The sequence below is a fragment of the Dokdonella sp. genome, from assembly GCF_035511235.1.
Lineage (GTDB): Bacteria > Pseudomonadota > Gammaproteobacteria > Xanthomonadales > Rhodanobacteraceae > Dokdonella.
In genome coordinates, this window is sequence record NZ_DATKFQ010000006.1 from 76060 (window position 1) to 91129 (window position 15070).

A 15070-nucleotide genomic window follows, 5' to 3' on the forward strand; every position below is an offset into this window, starting at 1 on the left:
TACGATGCCGCTCCGTTCCACGCCGCGGCCGTCGCGATGCCGTGGCCCTGCCGCCGGAGCGCACGTGCCGCACTACGCCGGACCTCTGCTGACGCGCCCGCTCGCCGAGGCGCTGCTGGCCGCTCGCGATGCCGGCTTGGCGTCGTGCGAGGGCTCGTTCGATCTCGGCCGCTCGCAGCAGCCGGCGCGGATCGAACCGGAGCATTGGGCGTGGCGCGAGGTCGAGTATCCGTATCCGGATGCGCTCAAGCCGCGCACGATCTACGTCTGGGACGGCGGCGGCTTCGTGCCGGCGGCGCGCTACGGCGGTTCGCTGATCAAGCTGGTGCCGACCGACTGGGGTGCGCCGACGTTCGAGATCGACGGCATCAAGATGCTGCCGACCGCGCAGGTGTCGCCGTTCGAGGATGCGCGGCGCAAGGTCGCGTTGATCGAGCCGCGCGGCAAGCGCATCCTCGACACCTGCGGCGGGCTCGGCTATTTCGCCGCGGCCTGCCTCGAAGCGGGCGCGGCCGCGATCGTCTCGTTCGAGAAGAACGCCGACGTGCTCTGGCTGCGCACGCTCGATCCGTGGTCGCCCGATCCGGACGCGCCCGAGCACGCCGGCCGGCTGCAGCTGCGTCACGCTGACGTCGCCGTGGAGATCGGGTCGATCGGCGAGGGATCGTTCGACGCGATCCTGCACGATCCGCCGCGCTTCGGCATCGCCGGGGAGCTCTACGCGCAGGCGTTCTACGACCAGCTCGCGCGCGTGCTGCGGCCGGGCGGGCGCCTGTTCCACTACACCGGCATGCCCAATCGCCTGACCAGCGGCCGCGACCTGCCGCGCGAGGTGATCCGCCGCCTGGAGCGCGCCGGCTTTCGTGCACAGCCCGCGCTCGACGGCGTGCTGGCCGTGCGCGGCCGGCGCTGAGCGGCTTGGCGCGCGGCGGTGCCGGCCGATCGCTTCGGCATGGCCGTGGTCAGGCCCGACGGCGCGCTGCACACGATCGGCTCGCGCGCGAGCCGTTCTCGATCCTGAGCGTGTCGAAGGTGCGCACGCTGGCCCCGGTGCTCGACGCGGTCGGCGACGCGCTGCGGGAGCGGGTCGGCCGCGAGCCGTCCGGCGATCGGTTCGATTCGCCGATCGAGCTCAGGGTACGAGAAGGCGGTTCGCGGCTTGGCGCCTACGTGCCGTGACGCTTCACGCGGATGAGCGGCCTGTCGATGTTCCGCGCGGGGCTGCGGCGGCGGCATGGCTGCGCGATACTGGCGCCATGCGCATCCTCTCGACGCTCGCCCTGCTGCTCGCATCCGCTTTCGCACCGCCCGGCGCCGCGCGAGCCGAGCCGCCGGTCCTGGCCGAGATCGTGCTCGTGCGCCATGGCCACTACGACGCCGATCCGAAGGCCGATGCGCAGCTCGGCCCGGGCCTGTCGCCGATCGGCGTCGCGCAGGCGCGCCTGGCCGGTGCGCGGCTGCGCGGCGAGGCGCCGTTCGATACGTTGCTGGTCAGCCCGATGCAGCGCGCGCGCGACACGGCCGCATCGATCGGTCAGGAGATGCCGGACGCGCGCTTCGCGGTCGTCGAGGATCTGCGCGAATGCACGCCGCCGACGCGGCGGACCGAGGTCACCGCCGAGGAGACGCCCGAGGCGCTGGCCGCCTGCAGGGCGCAGCTCGATCGCGTGTTCGCGCGCTATTTCAAGCCGGCCGGCGGCGGCGACCGGCGCCGGCTGCTGGTCTGCCATGGCAACGTGATCCGCTATCTGGTGACGCGTGCGCTTGGTGTCGACACCGCGGCCTGGCTCGAGATGTCGGTCGGCCACGCCAGCATCACGCGGATCCGCATCGAGCCGGACGGCCGCTACAAGGTGATCGCGGTCGGCGACGTCGGCCATCTGGCGCCGACGCTGCGCACCGGCGCCAGCGGCGATGCCGCACGCAGCCTGGCGATCCCGGCGCTGCCCGAGGGCTGAGCAGCCGCCGGCGCAGGCTGCGGCCCGCCGCGCGCGCCTCCGGCGATCCCGATACGCCGGCGTATTCGACCGGACCTGTCCGGCCGTGTCAGCTTGTGACAGCGCCCCGGACCCGCGCCGGCCGGCCGGTACCCGGCGCGGCGCGTGGACGCGATCGCCGGCCGGCCGGCGCGCTGGCCCCATTGTTGCTTGGCTGGTCGGGACGTCGACAGCGACGGGGACACCAACGACGGTCGATGGCATGGGGTATCGACGCAACCGCAGGCACTGGGACGACGCCTTGGCGCAGGTCGACCCGACCCGCTTCGAGGCGCTGCTCGCCGCGTACTACCGCGGTGCGGGCTACCGTGTCGAGCACGTCGGCGCGGACGCGACCGGCCGCCGCTACGACGGCGGCATCGATCTTCGGCTGTACCGCGACGCGACCTGCCGCCTGGTGCAGTGCAAGCGCTGGAACGCCTTCCAGGTGCCGCACAACGCCGTGCACGAACTGCTCGGCCTGGTCCTGACCGAAGGCGCCGACGACGCGATCCTGGTGACCAGCGGCGAGTTCACCGCCGCCGCGATCGAGGCCGCGCGCAAGAGCGGCCGCATCGAACTGGTCGACGGCGTCGCGGTGCGGGCGATGCTCGGCCTGCCGGAGGCGCCCGCCGAACGCGCGGCAGCGGTGCCGCGGCTCGCCGCCGAGACCGGCTATCGGCCGCGGACCCGGCCGCGCGCATCGCCTGCCGCGCCGTTGTGGGCATTGCTGCGCGCCCTGCTGGTACTGACCGCGGGCGTCGCGATCGTCGTCGCGCTGGCGCGCAGCATCACCGGTTCCGCGCAGTGGCGCGTCGCGTCGATCGACGCCGGCGCCGCGACGCGCAGCGCGCCCGCTCCGGCGGCAACGTCCGCTGCCGCGACCTCGACCTCGACCTCGACCTCGACCTCGACCGAACCGCGTCCGCAGCAGGCCGGTCAGCCGCTCGATCCGCTGGCGCTGATCGGCCATCGCGCCGCGGCGCAGCTGGCCGCCGCGGCCGGCCGTCCCGACATCGCCGCGCAGCACGTCGACGCGATGGCCAGCGACGTCCTGCGCAGCGCGCGCGTGCCCGATGCGAGGCGTCCGATCGATCGCGAATCGGCGCGCGCGGCGGCACGCGGCGTCGACGGCGTGCGGTCTGCGGTCTGGCTCGACCGCACGCATCTGGCGGTCATGGTCGACGGCGCCGCGCATCGCAGCGAGACGACGATCGACAGGGTCTGCGTCGCGCTCGAACCGCTCGGCGATACGCTCGCCGTCGTGGTCCACGTGCAGGACGTGACCGCGCGCCATGCCGACGGCGCCGCGACGCTGTCGCGCAACTGCCAGCTGGCGGCCGGCCAGCGTGCCGCGTTCGAACGCGAGCGGCAGGTCGACGTGGTGCCGGAACCGACGCGCAAGCAGTTCAAGGCGATGCAGCAGCGCTGAGTGCACGACTGCGTGGGGCGGCCCGCTCGCGCCGCTGGCCCTCGGTGACAGCGGCCGCGCCCGCGGCCCGCGGACGGAGGCGACGCCGCTGCCGCGATCGCTCCGTCCGCGCGTGGCGCGGTGCGGGCGTCCTGCGCTAGCGCCGGCCGCGGCGGCTCGCTCGCGGCGCGGGCGGCGGCGTGGCGCCTGCGCTTACAATCGCCGCGCGGCGTGCGCCGTTGCCGCTGTCCGCGCTTCCCGGAACCGATTGTCCCGCCCGATGACGCATCCTCCAGCCGCCGTGCGGCGCTATCGGCTCGACGACCTGGTCGTCGACCTCGACCGCCAGCGCGTCGAGCGCGACGGCGTGCCGCTCGACGTGGCCGGATTGAGCTTCCGGCTGCTCGCGTTCCTGCTCGAGCAGGGCGATCGCGTGGTCAGCTTCGACGCGCTGATCGATGGCGTCTGGGCGCCGGCCGTGGTCGGCGAGGACACCGTCACCCAGCGCGTCAAGCTGCTGCGTCAGGCGCTCGGCGACGACGGCCGCCAGCCGCGCTATCTGCGTTCGGTGCGCGGCATCGGCTACCAGCTGTGTCGCGCGGCCGAGCCGCTGCCGGCGGCCGGTGCGGCATCGGCGCCGGAGCCGGAGCCGGTGACGCTGCCGCCGCCGCCGCGACGCCGTGCGCGGCAGCTCGCCGCCGCCGGCGCGCTCGTCCTGATCGGCGGTGCGCTGGCCGTGTGGCTGGCCGCGCGCGAACGCGTGGCGGCGCCGCCCGACGACGCGCTGGCACGCGCGCAGCACTACGCCGGCATCGGCCAGCACGACAACAACGAGCGCGCGATCGCGCTGTACGAGGACGTACTCGCGCGCGAGCCCGGCAATGCCGATGCGCAGGTCGGGCTCAGCCTCGCGCTGAGTGCGCGCGTATGCCTCTACAACGGCGCGCCGGATCCGGCCGGCCGCGCCGAGGCGCTGGCGCGCGCGGCGATCGCGCGCGATGCGGGCGACGCGGCAGCGGTCAATGCACTGGCCTACGCGGAGGATTGCCGCGGCCGCATCGATGCGGCACTGGCCGGCTACCGGCGCGCGTATGCGCTCGATCCGCGCGGCCGCGCCGCGAGCCTAGCCTCGGCCGCGCATCTGCTGGCGGTCAAGGGCCGGCTCGCCGAGGCGCTCGAGGCCAATCTCGCGGTCGGCGTCGCGGCGTCGCGGCTGCGCTTCCTCGACATCCAGATCGCGCGCAACCTCGAGCTGCTCGGCTTCACCGCAGTCGCCGAGGCGCGCTATGCGCGGGTGTTCCGGCTGTATCCGGACAACGTGTTCGCGAACGTGGCCTATCCGCGCAGCCTGTTCCTGCAGGGCCGCTACGCCGAGGCGCAGGCCGCGCTCGACGAGGCGCTGCGCCGGCCGCTGCATCCGGATCTGTACGTGCTCGCCGGCGAGCTCGCCCTGCTGCGCGGCGAGACCGAGCCCGCCGCGGCCGCGTTCACGCGCGCCGCCGGACTGCGCCCGCATGCCGGCTGGCCGGCCGTGCTCGCGCAGATCCATGCCGGCGGGCGCGTCGATCCGGCCTGGCGCGAGAAGCGGCTCGCCTCGATCCGCGCCGAGATCGACGCCGGCGACCGCTGGCCGGAGACGCAGATGGAAATCGTCGTACTGCAGCTCGCCGCCGGCGACCACGCCGCCGCGCTCGATGCATTGGAGGCCGCGATCGCAGCGGGCTTCAGCGACCGGGCCTATCTGCAGAACTCGCCGCTGTTGCGGCCGCTGGCCGGCGAGGCGCGATTCGCGGCCGCGATCGATGCGGTCGGCCGCCACGTCGCGGCCGAGCGCACGCGCGTGCTCGCGGCGGACTGGCTGCCGCCGGATCTGCTGTCGGCGCTGCCGGCGCGCGCGCCCTGAGCGGAGCGCCGCACGAAGCGGCGCTCCGGTTGCGGATCGACCGGAGCGGAGCGATCCGCGATCAGCCGTCCAACGTCAGGTGGCGGCGGCCGCCGGCCGTCGAGTCGGCGCAGACTCGGGCCGGTCGCTGCGACATGCCCGGCGCATGCGTCAGCGCGCCGCCGCCGGCAGCGCGGCCAGCACGACGTCGCGGAAGATGCCCTGCGACTGCGGATGCGCGAAGCGCTGGTTGTAGGCCGTGCTGGTGATCACCGCGACGAGATCGAGCTCCGGCACGATGAACACGTAGTTGCCGCCATTGCCGGACATCGCCCAGGCCGGCTGCTGCTTGTCGCCGTGCGGGAAGCGGAAGCGCCAGATCTGGTAGCCGTAGTCGGCGTCGTCGCGGGCCTGCGCGCGCACGGTCAGCATCGCGCGCGCCCAGGCCCTGGAGATCACCGGCTTGCCGTGCCACTGGCCCTCGGCGCGCAGCAGTTCGCCGAGCTTGGCCAGATCGCGGCTGCGCAGGCGCGTGCCGCCACCGCCCATCGCGGTGCCGTCGGGCGCGAAGTTCCACTGCACCGATGCGATGCCGAGCGGCCGTTCGATCGCCTCGCGCGAGAACGCCGGCAGCGGCTGATGCGTCGCGCGCTCGACCAGCGCGCCGAGCAGGAACGAGCCGGCCGTGCAGTACGAGAACGCGCGCCCGTGCGGACTGTCGGCCGGCTTGCTCTCCCACGGCGCGAAGCCCTTGATCGGCAGACCGAGCGCGAAGCCGATCCAGTCCTCGCTGACGTACATGCGCTCCTCGTTGCCGCTGGAGAACTGATTCTCGTCGTTGCACTCGAGCAGCGAGCTCATCGTCAGCAGATCCTCCACCGTGATCGCGTCCTTGCGCGGGTCGGGATGCCCGAAGGGGCGCCGGTCGGCGAAGTAGGTCGCGACGCGTGTCTGCGCATCGGGGATCAGGCCGCGGTCGATCGCGGCGCCGACCAGCAGCGCGGTCAGGCTCTTGGTCAGTGAGCGCGTGTCGTTGAGGCGGTCGCGCGCGCCGTCGTTGAAGTAGCGCTCGTAGACCAGGGCGCCGCGATGGACGACGAGGAGGCTGGTGACGCCCTTCCAGGTGCCGTCGGCGATGTTGCGCTCGGCGGTTGCGAACGGGGCCAGATCCCAGCCGGCCGAGCGCGCGTCGGCGACGGCCCAGCCGTCGTCGCTGCGGTCCGGCACGGCGTAGTCGGCCGCGGCGGCGGCGGACGGCAGCAGGGCGGCGAGCAGGAAGGTCAGGTGCAGGCGCATCGAAGGCTCCGGAGCGGGGACGAGGAGCCCGCAGTAGAGCCGTGCGCCGAATGAAGTGCCGGAAGCTGCGCTGAAGAATCGCTGCAAGTCGCTGAAGACGCTCGCGTACGGAGATCCTGAACGAAAAAGGGGAGCGGCGTGGCCGCTCCCCCGTTCGAGCCGTGCGCGGCGCCTCATCGGCGCCGCGCCGTGCGATCTCAGCGCCGGAAGATCGTCCAGGCCGCGGCGGCCAGGCCGAGCATCAGCAGCATCAGGCCCGACAAACCCAGCGACGGCACCGCCTGCGCGGCCGGCGGCTCGCCGCTGCCGGCCAGCACCGTGAAGCCGTTCGGCAGGCTGGCGTTCTGATCGCCGGCGGCGTTGGTGCCGGTCACCGTGCGCGGGCCGGGCACCGCGTCCGCGGCGATCGCCAGCGTCGCGGTCGCGGTGGTCGCGCCGGTCGCGGCGAGGTTGGACACGGTGATGCCGTCGCCGAACGCGACCGTCATGCCGCTCGCGAAGCCGGTGCCCTGCAGCGTGACCTGCAGCGTCGCGCCGACCAGGGCGGCCGCCGGGGTGACCCGCGTCAGCGTGAACGGATCGGTCGGCGGGCCGCCGCTGCCGGTGACCTGGAAGCCGTTGCGCAGCGTCGCGGTCAGCGTGCCGCCGGCGTTGGTGCCGGTGACGTCGCGCGGACCGACCGTCGCGTCGGCGGCGATCGTCAGCGTCGCGGTGGCGGTGGCGGCGTCGACGACGTCGAGGTCGGCCACGCTGATGCCGCTGCCGAACGCGACCGACATGCCGTCGGCGAAGCCGATGCCGCGGATCGTGACCGGCACGGTCGCGCCTTGCGCGCCGCTGGCCGGCGTGACGCTGCTGACGTCGAACTGCGCGATCGACGGAATCTCGCCGAACGAGGTCGCGGCCAGGATCGTCACGCTGGCACCGGCGGCCAGCGTACGGTTCCACTGCAGCGCGGCGCCGTTGTCCATGCAGCTGGGGCTGGCCAGCGCGCCGTCCAGATCGCCGCTGCCGATCTGCGACCAGACCGTGCTGTAGCCATTGCCGGTGTAGCGGTCGGCCGGCGTCTGCGGGATGTAGAGGATGTAGTAGCTGGCCGGCGAACCGCAGTCGCTGCCGCCCGGGCTGCCCGAGGCGGCCTCGCGATACGGAATGCCGCTGTCGCTGGCGGCCAGGTAGATGTCGCCGCCGAGGTAGATCTGCACCGTCTGCGGCGCCGCGCCGGTATTGGTCAGCGTGAAGCGCTTCGTGAAGAAGTTCTTGCCGTTGACGTAGCGCACCTCCTGGCGGCTGGTCAGGCCCGAGCCGCCGAGCGCGGCCTCGACGGTCACGACGAACGGATCGGCCTCCGAGCCGCTGCCGGCCGGGCCGCTGATCGTGCCGGCGGCGTACGGCGTGACGCTGCCGAGGCCCGAGGTGGCCGTGCCGGCCGGATGGCTGCCGAAGTCCGGCGTGTACAGCGTGCCGCCGGCGCGGACCATCCAGCCCATGTCGGCCAGGCCGGTGGTCTGCGACGGGAAGATCTGGCCGGAGCCGGGTACCTGGTCGTTGACGATCTGGAACGAATGCTCGGCGCCGACCAGCACGGTCAGCGGGCTGCCGGCGATCGTCGTCATCGCCGGCGCGTCGCCGCGCCGCGCTTCGACGTAGCCGGGCTTGTTCGCGAGCGCCGGTCCGGCGAGCACGGCAAGCAGGGCGGAGGCCGCCAGGGCGAGCCGGCGTCCGGTGGAGGGCAGGGGGATCGTGGTCATCTCGGGTCCTTCGGGGTTGCAGAAAAGTCGTGTGCCGGCCGGGCGCGGCTCGCCGCCGCGGCTGCGGGCAGCCGCGCGGAGGCCGGATCGGCGGAGCGGCCGCGGGTACGCCCTCAGCCGGTCGGCGGATCGGTGCTGGCGCGTCGAATCGCGGCGCGTGGCCGCAGGGATGCCGCTGTGCCAGGGGAGCGCGGCGGCGGAGTTCGGAGAGTCGTCGGGTTCATCGGCGAGCGGATCGTGGAGCGGTGGGTGTCCGATCGGGACGTCGGAACCGGCGGATGATGGCGGCCGGGGCGGCCCGCCGCATTCGCCGGCGATGCGATGGCGGTTCGTCTTCGATCCGCGGCGAGCGCGGATGGCGACCAACGGCGCGGAGTGTAGGCAGCGCGATCCGGTTGCGGCGCATCGCCGGCGCGCCGTGGACGATCCGTGGACGAAAATCGAGCGCTGTGTCCGCTTGCGGGCAGGGACGGGATGCCGCGGCGCGAAGTCGGCGTGCGCGCTTCTTCGCCGAAAAATGCCGAATCGCGGCGGCAACGTCGCCGATCCCGGTCGCCGGGACGCCATAGGCGCCAGCGCGGCCGCGGACCGGACCGATGCGCGTCACGCTGCGGGCGTCGGCATGACGTCGATCGGGCAGGCATGGTTTTCGGCTGGGTTTGGAGCGCGATGCGAATGCGCCGGGGGCGCCGTCACGCGATCGTCACGGCCTCGCCGGTCCGCGGGACCGGCCCCGTCCGAGGACTCTTCCATGCTCCGACCGCCATTCCCCGCGTGCCGACCCGTATCACCCGCGATCGCCGTGCTGGCCTGCGCACTGGCGCTCGGCCTGGCCGGGACCGCCGCCGCCGAGGCGCCGTTGCTGCTTCGCGAGCTGCCGTACGCCGGCCTCGGCGCACCGCAGCCGTCGCGGGTCACCGGCGACGGCACCGTCTACGGCGCCGACATGACCAGCGGCAACACGCTGCGCTGGCTGCCCGATGCCGCGGCCGCCGAGGATCTGGGCGGCGGCCCGACCTTCGGCCTGATCAACGTCACGCCGCTCGCCAATCCGGACGGCAGCACGGTCGTCGCCAACTACATGCGCGAGGACGGCAAGCTGCTGGTCTCCAACCCGCGCGTCTACGAAGGCATCTTCGGCTGGACGATCCTGTCCGGCATGGACCAGATCAGCTCACTGGCGATGGGCCTCAGCCGCGACGGCAGCCAGGTCGTCGGCTACGGCGGCGATCCGGACCTGCCGTTCCAGCCGTGGCAGTGGGATGCCGATCGCGGCCAACGGATGCTGCCGGTGCCGGCCGGCATGGACGGCGGCGAGGCCTGGGCCGCCTCGGACGACGGCCGCATCGTCGGGGGTCACGTCTCGGTGCTCGGCACCGACGAATGGGGCTGGCCGACCCGCTATCTCTATGGCGCGCGCTGGGTCGACGGCGCGATCGAGCTGCTCGAGGACGGCGGCGGCCACACGCTCGGCCAGGTCGTCGCCTGCAATGCCGACTGCACGGTGCTGATCGGCGGCGGCTACGGCGGCGAGCCGGACCCGCACCCGGACCGCGGCCGCGCCTGGTACTGGACCGAGGCCGAAGGCGCGGTCTACCTCGACACCTCGGGCCTGCCGGCCGGCGCGATGGCGCCGTACTACGCGATGGCGATCAGTGCCGACGGCGCGGTGATCGTCGGCACCTATACCGAGCAGACCGAGACGCCGTTCGGCATCGTCGTCGTCAACAAGCCGTTCCGCTGGACGCGCGAAGGCGGCGCCGAAAGCCTGATCGAGCGCATCGCCGCGGCCGGCTACGCGTTCGGCGGCGAGGGCTGGGAGCTGGTCGCCAACTCGGTCTCGACCGATGGCCGCCACGTATTGCTGAACGGCATGGATGCCGACTATGCGCTGCACGGCGCGGTGCTGACGTTCGACCGCGACGGCCTGTTCGCCGACGGCTTCGACTGAGGCCGTCGGCGCGCCGCGCGCCGCGGCCCGCTGCCGCGGCGTACGCGGCGCGCTCGCTGCGTCCGCCGCGCGCATCGATCGGACGATGATCCCCGGCCGGCTCCGGCGCCGTATGTGGGAGGGACCCCCTACGGAGCCCGACCATGCGTCTGTCGTCCCTCGTGCTGATCGCCTGCTGCGCATCGGCATCCGCCCTCGCCGCCGACGGCGGACTCGATGCCGCCTTCGGCGACGCCGGCCGCCGCTCGTTCGGCTTCGCCGAAACCGATCAGGTCCAGCTGCGCGCGTTCGCACGCAGCCCGCAGGGCCGTCTGTGGCTGTTCGGCGACGCGCCGGACGATCCGGCCGCGCTGTTCATCGGGCGCCTGGACAGCGCCGGCCAGCCCGACGGCAGCTTCGGACCCGGCGGCGACGGCCGCCGCCGCACGGTGCTGCCGGCGGGCCTGATCGCGCAGACCGAGGCGCTGGTGCTCGATGGCGCGGTGCTGCAGGCCGACGGCAAGCCGATCGTGTTCGGCGGTCTGCGCGCCGTACCCGGCGAGACCGGTGCCTATCCGGCGATCGTCTGCCGTCTGGCGGCCGCGGGCAATCTCGACGTCAGCTTCGACGGCGACGGCTGCCGCACGCTGCGCGTGCTGGCCGCCGCCGACGAGGTCTGCCGCGTCACCGACGCCGCGATCGCGCCGGACGGCATGATCGCCGTGGTCGGCAATTGCACGGCAGCCGATATATCCGAGCGTCCGTTCGTCGCGCGCCTGACCGCCGACGGCGTGCCGGACGCCGGTTTCGGCGGCGGTACCGGCCTGGTGCCGGCGCCGCTGCCGCTGCCGGGCATCGCAAGCCAGCACTACGAGGCGCTCGTCGTGCGGCCGGACCGGCGCATCGCTGTGCTCGGCCAGTTCCTGCTGTCGAGCGGCAACGCCCTGGACCACGAACTGGGCCTGGTGCAGTTCGACGCCACCGGCGGGCTCGATGCCGCGTTCAACGGCAACGGCATCCGCACGTTCGCGTTCGATCTGGGCGCCGACAACGCCGACCGCGCCCGCGATCTGGTGCTGCGTCCGGACGGACGGCTGCTGGCGCTGGGCGATGCGACGCTGACCGATCCGCCGATGACGGTCGCGCTGCTCGCCGGCGTGCTGCCGGACGGCTCGCCCGATGGCGGCGTCGGCAGCGGCGGCCGGCGCGTCGAGGACGTCGACGGTACGCTCGGCGCGAATGCCACGCTGGCCTCGCTCGAACTGGACGGCATGGGCCGTGCGCTGATCGCCGCGCGCGAGGTCACCGGGCAGCCCGACGCGATCACCGACACCGGCACCGACTTCTGGATCGGCTTCCCGCGAACGGCCGATACCGAGCCCGAGCAGCAGTTCGTCAAGCTGCTGATCAGCAGCGGCCTGGCGACCACCGGCACGATCAGCAATGCCGCGCTCGGCATCGCGATCCCGTTCGCGACGGTGGCCGATGCCACCACCGAGATCACGCTGCCGATCGCGCTGCAGAACCCGGACCACGATCTGCCGCTGCCGCTGGCGGTCCGCGTCGCCGCGCAGGCGCCGGTCAGCGTGGTGGTGATGAACGGCCGCCGCTATTCGCTGGACAGCTTCGTCGCGACGCCGACCGAGCGCCTCGGCCGCGAGTACCGGCTGATGGCCTGGGGCGACGGCCTCGGGCCCGGCAGCCAGCTGGTGGTCACGGCCGTGGAGAACGCGACCACGGTCTGGATCACGCCGGCGGTCGCCGTCGCCGGCCATGCCGCCGGCGTGCCTTATGCGGTCACGCTGCAGCGCGGCCAGACCTACCATCTGTGGATCAACAACAGCGGTCAGGATCTGACCGGCACCCACATCGTCGGCGACAAGCCGATCGCGGTGCTCGGCGGGCACACCTGCGCGCAGGTGCCGGCCGGCATCGAGTTCTGCGACCTCGCCGCCGAACAGCAGCAGCCGGTCGACGGCTGGGGCACGCGCTTCGTCTTCACGCCGAGTCCGCTGCTGCCGGGCGGCGAGCATCTGCGCGTGCTGGCGCACGAGGGTGACACCCGCGTCTGGCTCGACGGCGTGGCGGTGGCGACGCTCGATGCCGGCGCGACCTACGACGTGCTGCGCAGCGCGCCGGCGGTGGTGACGACGAGCCGGCCGGCGGCCGCGGCGAAGCTCGCGCCCAGCTGCGCGGTGCACGGTCTGCCGGACTGCTACGGCGATCCGGACATGGTGCTGCTGCCGGCGACGCGGCAATGGTCCGCGCGCCAGCACGTGGTGCTGTCGGTGCCGCCGTTCGGCCTGGCGACCGACCAGCGCATCACCCTCGTCGTGCCGGCCGCGCGCGCCGACCAGGTGTTCTTCGACGACGTGCTGCTGTCGCCCGGCTTGTTCACGCCGATCGGTGATGGCAGCTACGCGGTGGCGACGCTGACCCGCGCGCCGCGCACCTATACGGTCTCGGCGCCCGAGCCGATCATGGTCGCGGTGGATGGCTACGCCGCCCGGCAGGCGCACGCCCATGGCGGTGCCGGCGCACCGTTTCTCGAAGTCGGCACCTCGACCGGCAGTGCCGACGACACATTGCTGCGGCTCACCGCGGGCCTGGCGCGCGATCGCTGCTTCGGCCAGAACGGGCGCGTGACGATCGACCACACCAGCCACGTCGGCGGCGCGACGCCGAGCGTCGACCTGGTGGTGCGCGCGTTCGCCGACGGCGGCAGCGTGCTGGTCGGCAGCGCGGTGCGCAACAGCCAGAGCGGGGAGCGGCGTCTGCTGGCCTACCGGCTGATCGCCGAGGCGCTGTTCTGCGACGATTTCGAGGAATAGACCGAGGCCGGCGGCGCGCTGCGGGTCGCTGCTGCGCGGCGGTCTCGACGAGCGCCGCAGCCGGCGTGCGGCGGTCGAGGTCTGCGCCGCCGCCCGCACCTCGGCCGCCGCCGCAGACCGGCACGTCGAGCGCCGGGACTCACCCGGCGCGAGCGGCCAGCGCCAGGCCCGCCGCGTGGCCCGAGGCCCAGGCCCACTGGAAGTTGTAGCCGCCGAGCCAGCCGGTGACGTCGACGACTTCGCCGACGAAGTACAGGCCCTCGACGAGGCGCGACTGCATCGTGCTCGACGACAGCTGATCGGTGTCGACGCCGCCGAGCGTGACCTCGGCGGTGCGGTAGCCTTCGCTGCCGCTGGCGATCAGCGGCCAGGCGGCGAGCACGGCGGCGGTCTCGCGCAGCTGCGCCTCGCCGTACTGGCGCAGCGGCCGGCTCGGCAGCCAGACCTCGCACAGGCGCTGCGCGAACCGGCGCGGCATCACCTCGGCGAGCACGGTCCTGAGTTCGGCCGCCGGCCGTTCGCGGCGCATCTGGAGCAGCCAACGCGCCGCATCGCGATCGGGCAGCAGGTCCAGCCGCAGATCGTCGCCGGGCTGCCAGTACGAGGAGATCTGCAGGATCGCCGGGCCGCTGACGCCGCGGTGCGTGATCAGCAGCTGATTGCGGAACGCCGCGCCGTTGCAGCGCGCCTCGACCGGCAGCGCGACGCCGGCCAGATCGGCCAGATGCGTCTGGTGCGTGCCGCTCAGCGTCAGCGGCACCAAGCCGGCGCGCGTCGCGCGCACCGCATGGCCGAACTGGCGCGCCAGCGCGTAGCCGAAGCCCGACGCGCCCATGCTCGGAATCGACAGGCCGCCGGTCGCCACGACCAGGGCCGGTGCGCGATACGGCCCCTGGGCCGTGTCGACGCGGAAGTGGTCGCCGTGGTGCCGCACGCGCTCGACCGGACAGGCGACCTGCACGCGCGCGCCGGCCGCCTCGCATTCGTCGAGCAGCATGCGCACGATCTGCCTGGACGAGTCGTCGCAGAACAGCTGGCCCAGTTCCTTCTCGTGCCAGGCGATGCCGTGGCGGTCGACCAGATCGATGAAGTCCTGCGGCGTGTAGCGCGCCAGCGCGGACTTGCAGAAATGCGGATTGGCGCCGAGATATTGCGCCGGCGAGGTGCCGGTATTGGTGAAGTTGCAGCGGCCGCCGCCCGACATCAGGATCTTCTTGCCGGGCTTGTTGGCATGATCGAGCACCAGCACGCGGCGGCCGAGCCGGCCGGCTGCGATCGCGCACATCAGCCCGGCCGCGCCGGCGCCGAGCACGATCGCGTCGAGATCGGCGCTGCTCATGCCCGCGCGCCGCAACGGTACGCCGGACGCGCGGGCATCCGCGGCCGGCCGGCGGCGATCGGAGCGATGGACGACATCGAAGGCCCGGCTTTTCGAAGGGGCGGCATTGTAGGTCAGGCGCGGGCCGGTCGCAGCGGCGGCGCAGTCCGGCATGACGGGCCCGATCGATACGCGACGGCGGCGGCACGGCCGCCGATCGCCGCGCTCGGCAAGCGCGCGCGATCCGGTTAGGCTGGCGGCTTCTTATTCGCGGGAGCGTTCGCCATGACCTTCGTCGTCGTATCCAGCCACGAAGACGCGAACGGCAAGGACCTGCAGCAGCCCGGCGATTCGGTCGCGGTGTTCACCGCGCAGGGGCCGGCGCAGGCACGTTATGCCGCACGCCTGGCCGCGATCGAGGCACAGGCCCGCGATGAGGCGCAGGCCGCCGGCAGCACCGGCTGGGTCGCGCTGTTGCAGCTGCCGGTCCCGGCGGCCGATGTCGACGAGGCACTGGAGACGCTCGAGATCGTGATCGAGGAGACCGACGACGTCGAAGGCGAGCTCGGTGATCTGATCGTCGACTACCAGGGCACGGTCTACGCGCCGTCCGGCGACCGTCCGTACGCGCGCGAACGGGCGATCGACAATCTGCAGGCCTGGCTGAGCTGAGAC

Annotated in this window: 11 protein-coding genes; 8 read left to right on the forward strand and 3 right to left on the reverse strand. The window is 73.5% G+C overall.

Going from position 1 to position 15070, the window contains the following annotated elements; translation table 11 throughout:
- Positions 1 to 4 precede the first annotated feature (4 nt).
- The 5 genes from VMR06_RS03475 to VMR06_RS03495 all read left to right on the forward strand — a co-directional run bounded on the left by VMR06_RS03475 (position 5) and on the right by VMR06_RS03495 (position 5290).
- Entirely contained in the window at positions 5 to 913 is a 909-nt protein-coding gene (locus tag VMR06_RS03475) for an SAM-dependent methyltransferase (RefSeq protein ID WP_325373026.1), read from the forward strand.
- A gap of 5 nt (positions 914 to 918) precedes the next feature.
- Positions 919 to 1179 (forward strand): glutaminase, encoded by a 261-nt coding sequence (locus VMR06_RS03480; RefSeq protein WP_325373028.1) that lies wholly within the window; start codon positions 919 to 921, stop codon positions 1177 to 1179.
- A gap of 77 nt (positions 1180 to 1256) precedes the next feature.
- Complete coding sequence (locus tag VMR06_RS03485) at positions 1257 to 1958, forward strand: histidine phosphatase family protein (RefSeq protein ID WP_325373031.1); 702 nt, start codon at positions 1257 to 1259, stop codon at positions 1956 to 1958.
- A 241-nt stretch (positions 1959 to 2199) separates the two neighbouring features.
- Positions 2200 to 3408, forward strand: coding sequence for a restriction endonuclease (locus VMR06_RS03490; protein ID WP_325373033.1), 1209 nt, complete (start codon positions 2200 to 2202; stop codon positions 3406 to 3408).
- A gap of 259 nt (positions 3409 to 3667) precedes the next feature.
- Positions 3668 to 5290, forward strand: a complete 1623-nt coding sequence (locus VMR06_RS03495) for a winged helix-turn-helix domain-containing protein (protein WP_325373035.1) — start codon at positions 3668 to 3670, stop codon at positions 5288 to 5290.
- 150 nt (positions 5291 to 5440) lie between these two features.
- On the opposite strand, the gene VMR06_RS03500 is transcribed toward VMR06_RS03495, so the two are convergent.
- Together VMR06_RS03500 and VMR06_RS03505 are read right to left on the reverse strand one after the other, a co-directional pair.
- The gene (locus VMR06_RS03500) at positions 5441 to 6565 is read right to left on the reverse strand and encodes a serine hydrolase (RefSeq protein ID WP_325373037.1); all 1125 of its coding nucleotides are present in this window, start codon (positions 6563 to 6565) and stop codon (positions 5441 to 5443) included.
- Between the two features lie 197 nt (positions 6566 to 6762).
- Positions 6763 to 8316, reverse strand: coding sequence for a hypothetical protein (locus VMR06_RS03505; protein WP_325373039.1), 1554 nt, complete (start codon positions 8314 to 8316; stop codon positions 6763 to 6765).
- Between the two features lie 751 nt (positions 8317 to 9067).
- Here VMR06_RS03505 and VMR06_RS03510 point away from each other — a divergent pair.
- The gene (locus VMR06_RS03510; protein ID WP_325373041.1) at positions 9068 to 10267 is read left to right on the forward strand and encodes a hypothetical protein; all 1200 of its coding nucleotides are present in this window, start codon (positions 9068 to 9070) and stop codon (positions 10265 to 10267) included.
- 143 nt (positions 10268 to 10410) lie between these two features.
- Complete coding sequence (locus VMR06_RS03515; RefSeq protein WP_325373043.1) at positions 10411 to 13077, forward strand: hypothetical protein; 2667 nt, start codon at positions 10411 to 10413, stop codon at positions 13075 to 13077.
- 139 nt (positions 13078 to 13216) lie between these two features.
- Here the strand turns inward: VMR06_RS03515 and VMR06_RS03520 are convergent, their stop codons facing one another.
- The gene (locus tag VMR06_RS03520; protein ID WP_325373045.1) at positions 13217 to 14416 is read right to left on the reverse strand and encodes an NAD(P)/FAD-dependent oxidoreductase; all 1200 of its coding nucleotides are present in this window, start codon (positions 14414 to 14416) and stop codon (positions 13217 to 13219) included.
- Positions 14417 to 14680: 264 nt separating this feature from the next.
- On the opposite strand from VMR06_RS03520, the gene VMR06_RS03525 reads away from it, so the two are divergent.
- Positions 14681 to 15067 (forward strand): hypothetical protein, encoded by a 387-nt coding sequence (locus VMR06_RS03525; protein ID WP_325373047.1) that lies wholly within the window; start codon positions 14681 to 14683, stop codon positions 15065 to 15067.
- Positions 15068 to 15070: the final 3 nt, after the last annotated feature.

Coding starts and splice junctions, on each gene's coding strand:
- VMR06_RS03475 (WP_325373026.1), top strand. CDS start 5: ATGCCGCTCCGTTCCACGCCGCGGCCGTCGCGATGCCGTGGCCCTGCC.
- VMR06_RS03485 (WP_325373031.1), top strand. CDS start 1,257: ATGCGCATCCTCTCGACGCTCGCCCTGCTGCTCGCATCCGCTTTCGCA.
- VMR06_RS03490 (WP_325373033.1), top strand. CDS start 2,200: ATGGGGTATCGACGCAACCGCAGGCACTGGGACGACGCCTTGGCGCAG.
- VMR06_RS03495 (WP_325373035.1), top strand. CDS start 3,668: ATGACGCATCCTCCAGCCGCCGTGCGGCGCTATCGGCTCGACGACCTG.
- VMR06_RS03500 (WP_325373037.1), bottom strand. CDS start 6,565: ATGCGCCTGCACCTGACCTTCCTGCTCGCCGCCCTGCTGCCGTCCGCC.
- VMR06_RS03505 (WP_325373039.1), bottom strand. CDS start 8,316: ATGACCACGATCCCCCTGCCCTCCACCGGACGCCGGCTCGCCCTGGCG.
- VMR06_RS03510 (WP_325373041.1), top strand. CDS start 9,068: ATGCTCCGACCGCCATTCCCCGCGTGCCGACCCGTATCACCCGCGATC.
- VMR06_RS03515 (WP_325373043.1), top strand. CDS start 10,411: ATGCGTCTGTCGTCCCTCGTGCTGATCGCCTGCTGCGCATCGGCATCC.
- VMR06_RS03520 (WP_325373045.1), bottom strand. CDS start 14,416: ATGAGCAGCGCCGATCTCGACGCGATCGTGCTCGGCGCCGGCGCGGCC.
- VMR06_RS03525 (WP_325373047.1), top strand. CDS start 14,681: ATGACCTTCGTCGTCGTATCCAGCCACGAAGACGCGAACGGCAAGGAC.